Raw genomic sequence first — 14,238 nt, 5'->3', positions numbered from 1 at the left:
GTGACGATCAGAGACGACTTCCTGGCCAGCGCCCGCATCGCACTGGACCTGTTGCGCCACGAGCAGGTCGCGAAGCACTGGGACGAGCCGAGCGCGTTGCCGGAGTTCGGGGTCAGCGGACTCGCCGGACATCTGGCGTACCAGGCGTTGCCGCTGCCCGGCATGATCGAGGCACCTCAAGGCGACGAGCCGGTCGTGACGCTGATGGAGCACTACGCGCGCGCCAAGTGGACCGACCTCGACGTCGACTCCGAGTTCCACACGCGGATCCGCGCGGGCGGCGAGAAGCTCGCCGCCGAGGGGCAGGCCGACCTGTGCGCGCGGTTCGAGGCGGCGCTCGACACCCTCCAGGAACTGTTGCCGGGCAAGGAGAACCGCGGCGTCCGGATGCCGCACTGGGGTCCGTGGGCGGTGCCGCTGGACGAGTACCTCGTGAGCCGCCTGATGGAGTTCGTCGTGCACAGCGACGACCTCGCGGTGAGCGTCGGCATCGACACACCCGAGTTCCCCCGCGGTGTCAACGAGACCGTCATCGACCTGCTGACCCGCATGGCGCTCAACAAGCACAGCGCGATCGACGTGGTGCGCGCGCTCAGCCGCAAGGAACGCGCACCGCGGGACATCACCGCTTTCTAGCGTTTGCACACCATCAGCAGTGCGACCTTGCCGGGCAGCATGATCTCGTCCAGCGCCGTGAAGCCGCCCGCTTCGAACGACCTGATGGCGCGCGTGTTCGTCACGTCCGGCTCCAGCACGACGCGCGTGCAGTGCGGATCGGCCTCGAACACCGCGTCGGTGAGGCGGGGGAGCAGCGCGCGCACCAGGCCCTGGTCGGTCATCGCGAGGTCGCCGACCGCGATGGTCAGGCCGATGTCGTGGGGCCGCGCGGAGTAGCCGGAGGCGACGGCGTGCCGGGCCGCGCGGTACACCTCGGCGAAGATGACCGGCCTGCCGTGCCAGCTGATCAGCAACGGCCGCACGTCGTCGCCCGCCAGCTGTGCCCGCAACGCCTCCTCCCACCGCGCCAGGGAGAACGCCTGCCGCCGGAACGCCGCCACGTGCGGGGCCGAGTTCCAGCGGTGGACGAGGTGCAGGTCGTAGCCGTCCGGCCGGGCCAGGCGGGCGCCCCAGGGCAGGCCCAGCGCGGGCACCGGGGGAGGGCCGGCGGTCACCTGCGGCCGATAGGAGTCCAGGTGCGTCACCGGGTTCACTTGGCCTCCTGCACGGTCGAACTTAGGGTTGCCTAACTCCACGCGGTGCAGGGCCGGGTGTCAAGCCCTGTGTGACGGGTATTTCACAGGCTGTGACAACCACGCGTCAATGAGCTGTCCCGTACGTTCTCGTGAATGCAAGAGACCCAGCGCGAACCCGTGCCCCGCGTCGCCCGGCGGCGCGCGCCCCGGCGTTCCGAAGGCTCTGTGTGATCAAGAAGGCGAAGCGCCTTGCCGACGAGTGGCCGCGGGCAGGTGGTGATCCGCGGCGGCGCGTCGATCCCGGGCCGGCACCTGCCCGGGCTGAGCGCTCCGGAATGTCAGACCCGCTTGAGATGATTGGGATGGGGGGCGGATCCCCCCAGGGGGCCTGCCAGTCCGTATCGATCCCGAAGTGCCTGACGTCCTCGATGTGATCGACGGCGATCCAGGGTGGCGGTAGCGCGATCAACGCGGCTGCGGGCTCCCCGGAGGCGTTGATGGCGATCCCGGTCGACGGCACCCGCAAGTCGCTGCGCCGGCTCCTCGCGCACATGACCACCGAGACCGCCCGGCACGCCGGTCACGCCGACATCGTCAGGGAGCGGATCGACGGCGCCACAGGTCGTTGAAGATCAACGAATGATGCCGCTCATGTGGGTGTCGGACCCACCCGGTAATCTCATTCGCAACCAAGCCCGCACGCCTGTTCACCAGGAGGATCTGTGTCGCCAGGGTGGCTCGCCGCCGGTGCCGTCGTTCTGCTCGCGCTCGTGGTGCTGTTCGTCGGGATCAAGGCGGCCCGGTTCTTCGACGAGGCGACCAAAGCGATGCAGAAGGCCCAGCAGAACACGGACCCGTTGTTCGTCGAGGCCAACACGACGCTGACGCACGTGAACACGCAGCTCGAACGCGTCGACGGCATCACGGCCAACGCGCGCGCCGTCACGGGCAACGTCTCCGCGCTCACCAGCCTCTTCACCGCCACGCTCGGCGGTCCGCTGGTCAAGGCGGCCGCCCTGTCCTACGGCGTGAGCAAGGCCGTCAAGGCGCGCCGCAAGGCCGCCGAGCAGCCCAACAAGCACACCAAGCGCCGTCCGAGGCGGGGTGCGAGGTGAGCCGCCTCTTCTGGTTCGGGCTGGGTGCCGCGGCAGGCCTCTTCGTCGCGAAGAAGGCCGCCGAGGTGACAAAGCAGGCGACCCCTGCCGGTATCGGCGCTAACGTGGGTGAAGGCCTTCGTGAGCTCGCCGGCGCCCTCGGTTCCTTCGGGGCCGAGGTGCGCGCGGGAATGGCCGAACGGGAACAGGAGTTGCAGGACACCGTGGAACGTCAGACGGGATTCACGCCGGGGCGCCGAGCGCCCAGGGCGAACGGAAAGCACTAAGACCGTTCGCCCCTCAGTCGTGCCCTGACCTTCCCAGCAACGAGCAAGGAACTTCCCGTGCAGACCCACGAGATCATCAAGCGCTTCCGCGAGCACTTCGAGAACGCCGGCCACAAGTACATCCCCAGCGCCTCGCTCCTGCTCGACGACCCCAACCTGCTGTTCGTCAACGCCGGCATGGTGCCGTTCAAGCCGTACTTCCTCGGCGAGGCCCCGCCGCCCGCCCCGCGGATGACGAGCATCCAGAAGTGCGTGCGCACCCCCGACATCGACGAGGTCGGCAAGACCACGCGCCACCTCACGTTCTTCCAGATGGCCGGCAACTTCTCGCTCGGCGACTACTTCAAGGAAGACGCCATCCGGCTGGCCTGGGAGCTGATCACCAAGTCCCAGGACGAGGGCGGCTACGGCTTCGACCCCGAGCGCATCTGGGTCACCGTCTACGAGACCGACGACGAGGCCATCGAGCTCTGGCAGAAGGTCGCCGGCATGCCGCTGGAGCGCATCCAGCGCCGCGGCGTCGAGGACAACTTCTGGTCGATGGGCGTCCCCGGCCCGTGCGGCCCGTGCTCGGAGATCTACTACGACCGCGGCCCCGAGTACGGCAAGGAGGGCGGCCCGGTCGTCGACGAGGACAGGTACCTGGAGATCTGGAACCTCGTCTTCATGCAGAACATCCGCGGCGAGGGTGGTGCCAAGAAGGACTACCCGGTCATCGGTGAGCTGCCGTCGAAGAACATCGACACCGGCATGGGCGTCGAGCGCGTCGCCTACCTGCTGCAGGGCGTCGACAACGTCTACGAGACCGACCTGGTCCGCGCCGTCATCAGCAAGGCCGAGGAGCTCTCCGGCCGCAAGTACGGCGCCGACGAGACCGACGACGTCCGCTTCCGCGTCATCGCCGACCACGCCCGCAGCGGTGTGCTGCTGGTCGGCGACGGCGTCACGCCCGGCAACGAGGCCCGCGGCTACGTGCTGCGCCGCCTGCTGCGCCGCATCATCCGCAGCAGCCGCCTGCTCGGCGTGACCGAGCCGGTGCTGCAGACGTTCGCCGAGGTCGTCCGCGACTCGATGGGCGAGGCCTACCCCGAGCTGGTCACCGGGTTCGCCCGGATCCAGCAGGTGCTCAAGGCCGAGGAGGACACGTTCCTGCGCACGCTCGACGCCGGTTCGCGGATCTTCGAGGGAGCCGCCGCCGAGGTGAAGGCCGACGGCCGCGCCACGCTGCCCGGTGACAAGGCCTTCCAGCTGCACGACACGTACGGCTTCCCGATCGACCTCACGCTGGAGATGGCCTCCGAGGCCGGCCTGTCCGTGGACGAGGACGGGTTCCGCAAGCTGATGGCCGAGCAGCGCGCCCGCGCCAAGGCCGACGCCGCCGGCAAGAAGACCGGCCACGGCGACCAGACGGTCTACCGCGAGCTGCTGGAGCAGGGCCCGACCGAGTTCACCGGCTACACCGAGCTGAGCTCCGAGGCCACGCTGCGCGGCATCGTGCTGAACGGCGCCCGCGTGAAGTCGGCCAAGGAGGGCGACATCGTCGAGGTCGTCCTCGACCGCACGCCGCTCTACGCCGAGTCCGGTGGCCAGGAGTCCGACGCCGGCACCATCGTCACGGCCAACGCCGAGCTGGAAGTGCTCGACGTGCAGAAGGTCGCCCGCAAGCTGTGGGTGCACCAGGTCCGCGTCACGTCCGGCGAGGTCAGCGAGGGCGAGCACGTCGAGGCCCGCGTCGACCAGGAGTGGCGCACCGGCGCCCGCCAGGGCCACTCGGGCACGCACGTCGTGCACGCCGCCCTGCGCCACGTGCTCGGCCCGTCGGCCCTGCAGAGCGGTTCGTACAACAAGCCCGGCTACCTGCGGCTCGACTTCGCCTGGACCGGTGGCCTGTCCGCCGAGGCCAAGAGCGAGATCGAGGAGGTCTCGAACCTCGCCGTGCGCCGCGACCTGCCGGTCAGCATCGTCTACACCGACATGGCCGGCGCCCAGGAGATGGGTGCCGTCGCCCTGTTCGGCGAGACCTACGACGAGACCGTCCGCGTCATCGAGATCGGTGGCGAGTGGTCCCGTGAGCTCTGCGGTGGCACGCACGTCGAGCACTCGTCCCAGATCGGCGCCATCACGCTGCTCGGCGAGTCGTCCGTCGGTTCCGGCGTGCGCCGCCTGGAGGCCTACGTCGGCATCGAGGCCATGCGGTTCCTCGCCAAGGAACGCGCTATCGTGCAGAACCTCTCCGACATGCTCAAGGTCGGCTCCGAAGGCCTGCCCGAGCGGATCGAGTCGCTGGTCGAGCGCCTGAAGGCCGCCGAGAAGGAGCTGGAGAAGGTCCGCGCCGCCGAGCTGCTCGGCAACGCCGGCGCCCTCGCCGACAAGGCCCTGGACATCCGCGGCCTGTCGCTCGTGGCCCTCGGCCTCGAAGGCGTGTCGGGCAACGACCTGCGCACCCTCGGCGGCGAGGTCCGCAACCGCCTCGGCAGCAAGCCCGGTGTGGTGGCCCTGTTCTCGGTCGACGGCGACAAGGTCAGCTTCGTGGTGGCCACCACGGCCGCCGCCCGCGACCTGGGCCTTGCCGCCGGCAAGCTGGTCCCGGTGTTCGGCCCGGCCATCGCCGCCCGCGGTGGCGGCAAGCCGGACCTGGCCCAGGGCGGCGGCACCAACCCGTCCGGTGTCACGGAGGCCGTCACGGCCCTCACCAACGAACTGGACAAGGTGCTTGAACAGCGCTGATGTTCCCGGTGTCGACGATCCGGGCCTCGGCAGGAGGCTCGGCGTCGACGTCGGATCGGTTCGCGTGGGGGTTTCCCTGAGCGATCCGAGTCCGTTCCTGGCCACTCCGCTCGTCACCCTGAAGCGCGACGAGAAGGGCGGCTCGGACCTCACGGAACTCGTACGTCTCATCGCCGACCATGACGTCGTCGAGGTCGTGGTCGGCCTGCCGAAGACGCTGGCAGGAAGGCACGGCCCCGCAGCCGAGGCGGCGACGGCGTACGCTGCCGCCTTGGCCGGACGCATCGCCCCGGTGCCGGTGCGGCTCAGCGACGAACGCCTGACGACGGTCGTGGTGAGCCGGGTGCTGGCGCAGCGTGGTGTGAAGGGCAAGAAACAGCGAGCCGTGGTCGACCAGGCCGCTGCTGTCGAGATCCTGCAATCTTGGCTGGACGCACGGGCACGTTCGGTGTCCGCCCGAAAGGACGAGGCGTGAGCGGCGACGATCTCGGGTTGTTCACCGACCCCGACGTGGACGAGCGCAGGCCGGTCAGGAAGCGCGACCGCGAGCGCGACAACGCCAGGGCCAAGGCGAAGAAGCGCAAGAAGACGGTCCTGTGGCTGGTCGTCGCGTTAGTGCTCGCCGTCGGCATGGGCGGCGCCTACTACGGCTACCGCGAACTGCGCGGCATCGGGTCGTTCGACGACTTCTCGGGCAGCGGCGAGGCCGACGCCATCGTCGAGGTCCAGGACGGCGACGTGGTCAGCCAGATCGCGTCCACCCTCTACGAGAACGGCGTCGTCGCCTCCGCGCGCGCGTTCACCGAGGCCAGCAAGACCGACGCCCGCGTGACGTCGATCCAACCCGGCTTCTACCTGATGAAGACGAAGATGTCCGGCCAGACCGCGGTGGCCAAGATGATCGACCCGAAGACGCGCGTCCCCGCCGTGCAGATCGTCGGCGGCATCAAGCTCACCGACATCCAGGCCAACGGCAAGACCGTCGCGGGCATCTACTCCCAGCTCGCCGCCGCGAGCTGCACCGAGAAGGACGGCCAGAAGGTCTGCCTGACCGGCGACGAGATCAAGGCCGCCGCCGAGCAGACGGACCCGGTCGCCCTCGGCGTGCCGGACTGGGCGCTCGCCGACGTGAAGGCCGCCGAGCCGCAGTTCCGCCTCGAGGGCCTGATCATGCGCGGCGTGTACCAGGTCAAGCCGGGCGTGAGCGCGGTCGAGCTGCTCCGCAGCGTCATCGTCGCCTCCGCCCAGAAGCTGCAGGGCGCGGGCATCCCCGGCGGCACGCTGAACACCGGCTTCCGCCCGTACGAGGTCCTCGTGATCGCGTCGCTGATCGAGAAGGAAGCGATCGAGAAGGACTTCGGCAAGGTCTCGCAGGTCATCTACAACCGGATGGCCGAGCCGATGGAGCTGCAGTTCGACTCGACCATCAACTACCGCAACAACCAGCCGCACATCCGCACGTCCGACGCGGACCGCGGCGCGAACCAGCCGTACAACACGTACAACCGGAAGGGCCTGACGCCGACCCCCATCGGCTCGCCCTCCCAGCAGGCCGTGGCGGCCGCGATCAAGCCGGACGGCGGCGACGCGGGCAACAAGATCATGTACTTCGTGAAGTGCCAGAAGGACGGCACTTCGTGCTTCTCGAACACGTACCCGGAACACCAGGCCAAGGACCAGAAGGCACAGCAGGAGGGCGTCTACTAGTGGTGCTGCGGAAGGCGGCGGTGATCGGGTCGCCGATCGAGCACTCGCTCTCACCCGTCCTGCACAACGCCGCGTACGCCGCACTGGGCCTCGACTGGGAGTACACCCGCCTTTCGTGCTCCGAGGAAGGCGTGCCCGGCCTGGTGTCGTCGCTCGGCCCCGAGTGGGTCGGCCTGTCCTGCACGATGCCCACGAAACGGGCGGCGCTGGCGTTCGCGTCCGTCGTGACCCCGCGCGCCTCGGCCGTGGGCGCGGCGAACACCCTGGTGCGCAACGGTTCCGAGTGGCACGCCGACTGCACCGACGTCGACGGCGTCGTGGGAGCGTTGCGGGAGACGGGTTTCTCCGGCGGCACCCACGGCGTGGTGCTCGGCGCGGGCGGCACCGCGACGGCCGCACTGGCCGGGTTCGCCGAACTGGGCGTGACCTCGGTTTCGTTGGTGGTGCGGGATCCCGCGCGCGCGGGGGAGGCCGTGGAGACCGCGTCACGGGTCGGCGTCTCCGTCGAGGTCCTCGACCTGTCCTCTGTGGACCTCGCCGTCCTGTGTGGCGCGTCGGACGTCGTGGTGTCCACGGTGCCCGCCGAGGCCACCGCATCCCTGGCGTCCGCACTGGCCCGCGCACCGTACGTGCTGGACGTGATCTACCACCCGTGGCCGACCCCGGTCGCCGCGGCCGTGCAGGAGTCGGGCGCACGGCTCGCGACGGGCCTGGACATGTTGCTGCACCAGGCTTTCGGTCAGGTGGAGCAGTTCACCGGCAAGCCGGCGCCGCAGGACGTGATGCGCCGCGCGCTGGACGCCGCTCTGGCCGCCCGCGCGTAACTTTCGGCCTGATCCCGCCTTGTTCGATATCCGCCCGCGCCCGTCGTGTGATTGTCTGCGCACGACTCGTTTGACTGCGGACGATGTGCCACTCGCCCGCGGTCATCGCATGCCGGTGTTCTGCGGGAGAACCGGCAGGTGGGGCGCACGGGTGTGCCGGCCGGGGGCTCCGCTTGGGCGCGTGGGCCTACCGGCTTCGGCACCACGGCCGCCGGTGCGCCCCTCCACTTCCTAGGATGTCCCGGTGGAGATCCCCGGGCTCGGCACGCTCACCGCAAGCGACTACGACGGTCTGCTCAGCGCGCCCGTCGAGGTGCCGGTGCTGGGCGGTGCGTACCGCTTCCACGTCGAGGGCTACGAGGACGACCCGGCGCCGCACGAGTTCCACGCCGCCATCGAGGCGTTCCTCGCCCTCGACGGCAGGGCTCTCGCAGCGGCGGCAGCGGCGGTCTTCGACTACTACCGGCACATGGGTGAGATCTTCGGCGACGAGCTGGACGACTTCCCGCGCATCGCCGGACCGGGAGAAGTCTGGGACCACGTCACGTTCGCGAGCCGCGAGGTGACGGTCTGCCGCGGCTACGAGGGCGATCCGGTGTTCGTGTCGGTCGAGGCCGAGTGCGAGTGGGAGGTCGAGCACGGCCTGCAGGTGGTGTTCCGCGAAGGCGCCAGGATCACCAAGGTCGGCCCGTACGACGGCCACCTCAAGAACGACGAAGACGTGCTGTACGAACGCTTCTAGGACCTCACCCGGCATGCGGGACGGGCCTAGGGGCAGACCTCGACCGGGATCTTGGCCTCGGGGGCGATCTCCACGCCGTTCGCCTGGGCCGTGCAGTGGATCTGGATGAAGCCCCACTTGGACGCCAGCGGGTTGACGTCGTCGGGCAGGACGACGTAGTTGCGTGCCGCGACCGCCCGCGACCGGGTCTCCGGCAGGTCGGTCGTGAGGCCCTGCTTGCGCTCGTCGTCGGTGGGACCGGCCAGCAGCAGGTTGATGGCGGTCGTGATGTCGACGCCGCCGGTGTAGGCGCGGTTGCGGCGCGTCAGGCCGTTCCCGTCCGGCCGCACGAAGTAGACGGTCAGCGTGCGCGACGAGACCGTCGGGCCCTCGCCGCCGGTCAGCACCGGAGTCGGGCGGATGCCGCACGACGCCAGCGTCACGAGGGCAAGCGCAACGTGAAGACCGCACCGCCGGAGGGGGCGTTGGCCGCCTCGATCGTGCCGCCGTGCAGGCGTGCGTTCTCCCATGCGATCGCCAATCCCAGTCCGCTGCCCTCGGAACGGGAGCGGGCCGTGTCTGCCTTGTAGAAGCGGTCGAAGATGTGGGGGAGTGCGTCGGCGGGGATGCCGGGCCCGTTGTCCGCCACCTGGACGATGCCCGGCCGCACGGTCACCCGCACCGGGACGCCGCCGTGCTTCAGGGCGTTGCCGACGAGGTTCGCCACGATGACGTCGAGCCGGCGGCGGTCCACCCGCGCCACCACGCCCTCCACCAGCGACGCCTGCACCGAGCCGGTCCAGCCGCGCGCGGCCAGGGTGTCGCGGACGGCGGTGCCGAGGTCCCAGTCGTCCAGTTCCAGGACGTTGCGGCCCTCGTCGAAGCGCGAGATCTCCATCAGGTCGTTGACGAGACGGGTGAGCTTGCGGGTCTCGGTCGAGACCAGCCTGGCCGCCACGGCGGTGTCCGGCGGCAGCGTGCCCGCGTCCTCGTCCAGCACGGCGGTGACGGCGTTCATGGCCGTCAACGGGGTGCGCAGCTCGTGCGACACGTCCGCCACGAACCGTCTGGAGGCCGCCTGCGAGGCCTCCAGCTGCTCGGCGGCGCGGTTGAACGTGCGGGCGAGGTCCGCGAGCTCGTCGGAGCCCCGTTCGTCCACACGGGTGTCCAGGCGGCCGGAACCGAGTGCGCGGGCGGCAGCGCCGAGTCTGCGCACGGGACGCAGCACACCCCGTGCGGTGAACAACGCCAGACCCAGCGCCAACGGCACCACGAGGCTCACGCCCACCCACGCGGCGGTCGAGAAGCTGTCGATGGCGGTCTGCGTGGCGCCCAGCTCCGTGACCGCCCACACCTCCACGCCCGTCGGGGTGCCGTCGCCGCGCAGCAACGGGATGCCGACCACGACGTACGGGACGATCTGGTCGGTGCGCCGCTGCCACAGGATGGTGCTGCTGTTCTTGAGCATGGCGCGCATCTCGGCGGGGACGAACGACGGGTCCGGCCCGCCGCTCGACCGCATCCCCTCGTACAGCACGACCGACGAGCCGCGCAGGAACGACGCGAAGTCGTCCAGGTCCTGCTGGGCCGGCGGCACGACGACCCGCTGCGCGTACTCGCGGACGTTCTGCACGAGCGGGTTCATGAAGCTGTCCTGGGCGTTCTCCAGCAGCAACGTGCGGGCCGTCGCGTAGGAGGCGCCCGCCGCGCCGACCGCGCCCAGCACCGTCAGCAGCAGGAACGCCGCCATCAGCCGCGGGCGCAGGCCGCGCAGCAGCGACCTCATCGCGGGCCGAAGCGGTACCCGAAGCCGCGCACGGTGTGCACGTAGCCGGGTTCGCCGGGCACGTCCTCGATCTTCGCGCGCAACCGCTGCACGCACGCGTCGACCAGCCGCGAGTCACCGAGGTAGTCGTGCTCCCACACGGCTTCCAGGATCTGCTGGCGGGTCAGCACTCGCCCAGGCGTGCGGGACAGTTCGAGCAGCAGCTTCAGCTCGGTCGGGGTCAGCGCGACCTTCACGTCGTTCTTGAGCACCTGCAGTCCTGCCCGATCGATCACCAGCGACCCGTGCCGTTCGACCGACGACGGCTCGGAGACCGTCCGCCGCAGCACCGCCCGGATGCGGGCCTCCAGCACGCGCGGCTCGACGGGCTTGACCACGTAGTCGTCCGCGCCCGCCTCCAGACCCGCCACCACGTCGAAGTCGTCGCCGCGGGCGGTCAGCATGATGATCGGCACCTCGGCGTGCGACCGCATCCGGCGGCACGTCTCGAAGCCGTCGATCCCGGGCAGCATGATGTCGAGGACCACGATGTCGGGGCGGGAGTCGCGCAGTTGCTCGACGCCTTCCTCGCCTGTCGGAGCCGCGCGGACCTCGTGCCCCTGACGGCGCAGCGCCAGCCCGAGTCCTTCACGCACCGAGGGGTCGTCCTCCACCAGCAAGACCATCGCCACGAGATCCATTATCGGCGGGCGGCGACGGGGACGCCCGTTCTGTAGCGGAACCATGACATGGCGTGGACGTTCTCATAGAGCGGCGCGCGGAATCTCGAACCCATGGCCGGAAGCTTGCTGGGATTCCTCTTCACGTACTTCGCGCTGGTGTGGACGTCTTTCGGACAACGCGCCGAGAACGCCGCGCTGCCCGAGTTGTCGTTGCAACGGTCGTGGGCGTCCAACGTGGACATGGCGATCATCGTCGCCGCGGTGCTCGTGATCGTGTTCGCGCGCAAGAAGTCCCTCGCGCCGTTGCTGCTGCTCGGCGGTTCGGTGCTGGGCGCCCAGGTGCTGAAGCTCTACGTGCTGGTGCGGCCGCCGCTGGACGACGACGCGGTGCTGGTGCACAACAGCTTCCCGAGCGGGCACACGACGGCCGCGGTGGCGTCGGTGATCGCGGTGACGATGGCCGTGCCACGCCGGTTCGCGCTGGTCGTGGCGGTGCCGGGGGCGCTGGGGGCGGGGGCGGTCGCGGCGGAGACGGTGTCGCTCGGCTGGCACCGGTTCAGCGACACGCTCGGCGCGGCGCTGCTGGTCTCGACGCTCGCGTTCCTGCTGTTGCGCAGGTGGACCGCGGGGCTCGTGGTACCGCCGGCGCTGGCCGTCGGCGGGGTGTGGCTGATGGTGAGCTACCCGCAGGCCACGCCGTCGACTCTCGCCGGCGTCGTGACCGCGGGGGTGGTGCTGCACTTCGGGTGGACCGCGAGCGGTCCCGGTCTTCGGGGCGACCAGGACCGCTCACGGCAGGGATCACCCGTCGTGGTCGGTGGCGATCAGTTCGGCGATGGCGTCCAGAGCAGCGTCCGCTCCGTCCCCCTCGGCGCTGAGCACCACCTCGTCACCGTGCATCGCGCCCAGGGTCATGAGTCCCAGGACACTCGCCGCTTCGACGGCTTCGCCGTCGTTCTTGCGGATGGTGACCGTCACCGGCTGGTCGGCGGCGGCCTTCGCCAGCAATGCGGCAGGCCGGGCGTGCAGTCCGACCTTGCTGGCCACGGTGACCCGTCGCTCGGCCATGATGGTTCCTCCCGGTAGAGCTGGTTGTGACTACTGCTTGTCGTGCCTGGCGGGCTTCTCGGTGACGGCCGTGTCGGCCGAACCCGAGGCACCCACGACGCTCTCGTCCGCCTCCGGCGACTCGTCGTCCTCGCGGCCCGGCGTCTTCAGGTTCCACTTGGTGATGACCCAGCGGAACACGAAGTAGTAGATCGCCGCGTAGACGAGGCCGATCGGGATGATCAGCAACGGCCTGGTCGCGATGTTGAAGTTGAGCAGGTAGTCGATCACACCCGCGGAGAAGCCGAAACCGTCGTGCACGCCGAGCGCGTTGGTGATCGCGAGCGACGTACCCGTCAGGATGGCGTGGATGACGTAGAGCGGCCACGCGACGAACATGAACGCGAACTCGAGCGGCTCCGTGACACCCGTGATGAACGAGGTGAGGGCCGCGGAGCCCATGATGCCGGCGATGATCTTCTTCTGCGACGGCTTGGCGGTGTGGATGATCGCCAGGGCGGCCGCGGGGAGCGCGAACATGAAGATCGGGAAGAAGCCGGACATGAACGTGCCCGCGGTCGGGTCACCCGCGAAGAAGCGCGGGATGTCACCGGTCTTGGTGGCGCCGTCGACCTGGTACTCGCCGAAGACCTGCCACATGAACGTGTTCGGGATGTGGTGCAGACCCAGCGGGATCAGGAGGCGGTTGATCACGCCGTAGATGCCCGCACCGATGATCGAGCTGCCCGAGACGGCCTCGCCGACGGCGGTCAGACCCTTGTCGAACCACGGGTAGATGAGACCCATCACGACGCCGACGGGGATCATGACGCCCGCGACGATGATCGGCACGAAGCGGCGGCCACCGAAGAACGCGAGGTACGGGGGCAGCTTGATGCGGTGGTACTTCTGCCACAGCACGGCCGAGATCAGACCCACCACGATGCCGGTCAGCACCGAGTAGTTGATCTGCTCCTGCTTGGCGGGGTCCTCGGCGAGCGGCAGGACCATGGGCGACATGGCCTTGAAGACGGCCTGCGTCACCACGAAGCCGACGACGGCGGCGAGCGCGGTCGAGCCGTCACCGCGGCGCGCGAACCCGATCGCCACACCCACCGCGAACAGCAGCGGCAGGTTGCTGAACAGGGCGTCGCCCGCACCACCGATGACAGCGGCGACCTGGTTCCAGCCCAGACCGTCCTTGCCGAGCAGGTCGGGCTGGCCGAGACGCAGGAGAAGTGCGGCGGCGGGCAGCGAAGCGATCGGCAGCATGAGGCTGCGACCGAACCGCTGCAGACCGGCCAGGCCCTTGAACCCGCGACCGCCTGTCGCCTCTGGGGCGCTGGCGCTCATGTGGTACCTCCCTTGGCGGAGTGAGGAGCGGAACCCGGGACGGTCCGGTCCAGTTGCATGGTCACCTGGTAGAGATCGCCCCGGTACCAGGAAGTCACGTCTTCACAGGGCTGCCCGTTCGAGCTGGCGACCCTCCTGAACACGAGGAGCGGGCTGCCCTTGCGGACGTCGAGCGCCTTCGCGGTCTCCGCGTCGGCGGTCTCGGCCCACACGGTCTGCCGCGCGTGGTCCAGCTGGATTCCGTACCGGGTCGCGATGATCTCGTAGAGCGATCCGGTCAGGTCGCAGCGGTCGAGCTCGGGAAGCATGTGCGGGCTGTACCAGCCGGACTCGAGGGCCAGCGGTGCCCCGTCGGCCTTGCGCAACCGCACGACGCGGTACGCGTACTCGTCCGGCTCCAGCCCCAGCGACGCCTTGGAACCCGGCGCCGCCTGGCCGCAGCTGATCACCTCGGTGCTGGGTTCGACCCCGCGCGCCTTCATGTCCGAGGTGAACGACGCCAGGAAGAGCTGCAGGTCGTAGCGCCGCTTGGCGGTGAACGTCCCACGGCCCTTGGCCCGCGTGAGCAGGCCGTCGGCGACCAGTTGGCCGACTGCGGCCCGCACGGTGATGCGAGAGACTCCGTACCGCTCGGCCAGGTCGCGCTCCGACGGAATCGGTGAGCCGGGAGCGAGCTCCTGTTCGGCCAGCCGCCGCAGGATCTCGCGCAGCTGCGCGTGCTTGGGCTTGGGCCCCTCCACGATCTCGTTCACTCGCTCACCTCCTCGCTAGTGGTACTTTCCGGTCTAGACCAGTTGGTGCGGGAGAATGCTCCGCGCACCGAGCGGGTGTCAACCG

General features: G+C 69.8%; 16 protein-coding genes and 1 pseudogene. 10 read left to right on the top strand and 7 right to left on the bottom strand.

Annotation, left to right across the window (positions count from 1 at the left end; translation table 11 throughout):
- Complete coding sequence (locus ACQEU1_RS12785) at positions 1–636, top strand: maleylpyruvate isomerase N-terminal domain-containing protein (protein ID WP_433199816.1); 636 nt, start codon at positions 1–3, stop codon at positions 634–636.
- Here the strand turns inward: ACQEU1_RS12785 and ACQEU1_RS12780 are convergent.
- A complete protein-coding gene (locus ACQEU1_RS12780) occupies positions 633–1,211 on the bottom strand; it encodes a GNAT family N-acetyltransferase (protein WP_433199813.1) in 579 nt (192 codons plus the stop codon). The genes ACQEU1_RS12785 and ACQEU1_RS12780 overlap by 4 nt on opposite strands.
- 479 nt (positions 1,212–1,690) lie before the next feature.
- On the opposite strand from ACQEU1_RS12780, the gene ACQEU1_RS12775 reads away from it, so the two are divergent.
- From ACQEU1_RS12775 to ACQEU1_RS12740, 8 genes are all read left to right on the top strand, one after another.
- Positions 1,691–1,822 carry a DUF664 domain-containing protein gene (locus ACQEU1_RS12775; protein ID WP_433199810.1) on the top strand — a complete coding sequence of 44 codons (132 nt, stop codon included), beginning with the start codon at positions 1,691–1,693 and terminating at the stop codon, positions 1,820–1,822.
- Between the two features lie 93 nt (positions 1,823–1,915).
- Positions 1,916–2,308: a DUF948 domain-containing protein gene (locus ACQEU1_RS12770; RefSeq protein WP_433199807.1), complete on the top strand. Its 393-nt coding sequence runs from the start codon at positions 1,916–1,918 to the stop codon at positions 2,306–2,308.
- Entirely contained in the window at positions 2,305–2,574 is a 270-nt protein-coding gene (locus tag ACQEU1_RS12765) for a hypothetical protein (protein WP_285642355.1), read from the top strand. The genes ACQEU1_RS12770 and ACQEU1_RS12765 overlap by 4 nt, the downstream gene beginning before the upstream one ends.
- A gap of 57 nt (positions 2,575–2,631) precedes the next feature.
- Positions 2,632–5,301, top strand: coding sequence for an alanine--tRNA ligase (alaS, locus tag ACQEU1_RS12760; protein ID WP_433199804.1), 2,670 nt, complete (start codon positions 2,632–2,634; stop codon positions 5,299–5,301).
- Entirely contained in the window at positions 5,288–5,776 is a 489-nt protein-coding gene (ruvX, locus tag ACQEU1_RS12755) for a Holliday junction resolvase RuvX (protein WP_433199801.1), read from the top strand. The genes alaS and ruvX overlap by 14 nt, the downstream gene beginning before the upstream one ends.
- Positions 5,773–7,008, top strand: a complete 1,236-nt coding sequence (gene mltG / locus ACQEU1_RS12750; protein ID WP_433199798.1) for an endolytic transglycosylase MltG — start codon at positions 5,773–5,775, stop codon at positions 7,006–7,008. Before ruvX ends, mltG begins: the two co-directional genes overlap by 4 nt.
- Complete coding sequence (locus ACQEU1_RS12745; RefSeq protein WP_433199795.1) at positions 7,008–7,832, top strand: shikimate dehydrogenase; 825 nt, start codon at positions 7,008–7,010, stop codon at positions 7,830–7,832. Before mltG ends, ACQEU1_RS12745 begins: the two co-directional genes overlap by 1 nt.
- A gap of 244 nt (positions 7,833–8,076) precedes the next feature.
- Complete coding sequence (locus ACQEU1_RS12740; protein ID WP_433199792.1) at positions 8,077–8,574, top strand: DUF6985 domain-containing protein; 498 nt, start codon at positions 8,077–8,079, stop codon at positions 8,572–8,574.
- A gap of 26 nt (positions 8,575–8,600) precedes the next feature.
- On the opposite strand, the gene ACQEU1_RS12735 is transcribed toward ACQEU1_RS12740, so the two are convergent.
- Genes ACQEU1_RS12735 through ACQEU1_RS12725 form a run of 3 tightly spaced genes read right to left on the bottom strand, consistent with a single transcriptional unit; the run spans position 8,601 to position 11,010 of the window.
- On the bottom strand, positions 8,601–8,996 hold the full coding sequence (locus ACQEU1_RS12735; RefSeq protein ID WP_433199789.1) for a hypothetical protein: 396 nt from the start codon (positions 8,994–8,996) through the stop codon (positions 8,601–8,603).
- Complete coding sequence (locus tag ACQEU1_RS12730; RefSeq protein ID WP_433199786.1) at positions 8,993–10,339, bottom strand: sensor histidine kinase; 1,347 nt, start codon at positions 10,337–10,339, stop codon at positions 8,993–8,995. The genes ACQEU1_RS12735 and ACQEU1_RS12730 overlap by 4 nt, the downstream gene beginning before the upstream one ends.
- Positions 10,336–11,010: a response regulator gene (locus ACQEU1_RS12725; RefSeq protein ID WP_433199783.1), complete on the bottom strand. Its 675-nt coding sequence runs from the start codon at positions 11,008–11,010 to the stop codon at positions 10,336–10,338. Before ACQEU1_RS12725 ends, ACQEU1_RS12730 begins: the two co-directional genes overlap by 4 nt.
- Before the next feature lie 102 nt (positions 11,011–11,112).
- Between ACQEU1_RS12725 and ACQEU1_RS12720 the strand changes: the two are divergent.
- Positions 11,113–11,601 (top strand): annotated as a pseudogene (locus ACQEU1_RS12720) (phosphatase PAP2 family protein); the annotation flags it as partial.
- A 201-nt stretch (positions 11,602–11,802) separates the two neighbouring features.
- Here the strand turns inward: ACQEU1_RS12720 and ACQEU1_RS12715 are convergent.
- Genes ACQEU1_RS12715 through ACQEU1_RS12705 form a run of 3 tightly spaced genes read right to left on the bottom strand, consistent with a single transcriptional unit; the run spans position 11,803 to position 14,153 of the window.
- On the bottom strand, positions 11,803–12,069 hold the full coding sequence (locus ACQEU1_RS12715; protein WP_433211461.1) for an HPr family phosphocarrier protein: 267 nt from the start codon (positions 12,067–12,069) through the stop codon (positions 11,803–11,805).
- A 30-nt stretch (positions 12,070–12,099) separates the two neighbouring features.
- A complete protein-coding gene (locus ACQEU1_RS12710) occupies positions 12,100–13,401 on the bottom strand; it encodes a PTS transporter subunit EIIC (RefSeq protein ID WP_433199780.1) in 1,302 nt (433 codons plus the stop codon).
- Complete coding sequence (locus ACQEU1_RS12705) at positions 13,398–14,153, bottom strand: GntR family transcriptional regulator (RefSeq protein ID WP_433199777.1); 756 nt, start codon at positions 14,151–14,153, stop codon at positions 13,398–13,400. Before ACQEU1_RS12705 ends, ACQEU1_RS12710 begins: the two co-directional genes overlap by 4 nt.
- Positions 14,154–14,238: the final 85 nt, after the last annotated feature.

The sequence above is a fragment of the Lentzea sp. CA-135723 genome (genome assembly GCF_050936595.1).
GTDB lineage: Bacteria > Actinomycetota > Actinomycetes > Mycobacteriales > Pseudonocardiaceae > Lentzea.
Note: the sequence above shows the minus strand (reverse complement) of the source record. Positions and strands in the feature narration are given on the sequence as shown.

What these genes read in the sequence shown, in the direction of transcription:
- ACQEU1_RS12730 (WP_433199786.1), bottom strand. Translation starts at nt 10,339, where the DNA reads ATGAGGTCGCTGCTGCGCGGCCTGCGCCCGCGGCTGATGGCGGCGTTC.
- ACQEU1_RS12715 (WP_433211461.1), bottom strand. Translation starts at nt 12,069, where the DNA reads ATGGCCGAGCGACGGGTCACCGTGGCCAGCAAGGTCGGACTGCACGCC.
- ACQEU1_RS12775 (WP_433199810.1), top strand. Translation starts at nt 1,691, where the DNA reads ATGGCGATCCCGGTCGACGGCACCCGCAAGTCGCTGCGCCGGCTCCTC.
- ACQEU1_RS12710 (WP_433199780.1), bottom strand. Translation starts at nt 13,401, where the DNA reads ATGAGCGCCAGCGCCCCAGAGGCGACAGGCGGTCGCGGGTTCAAGGGC.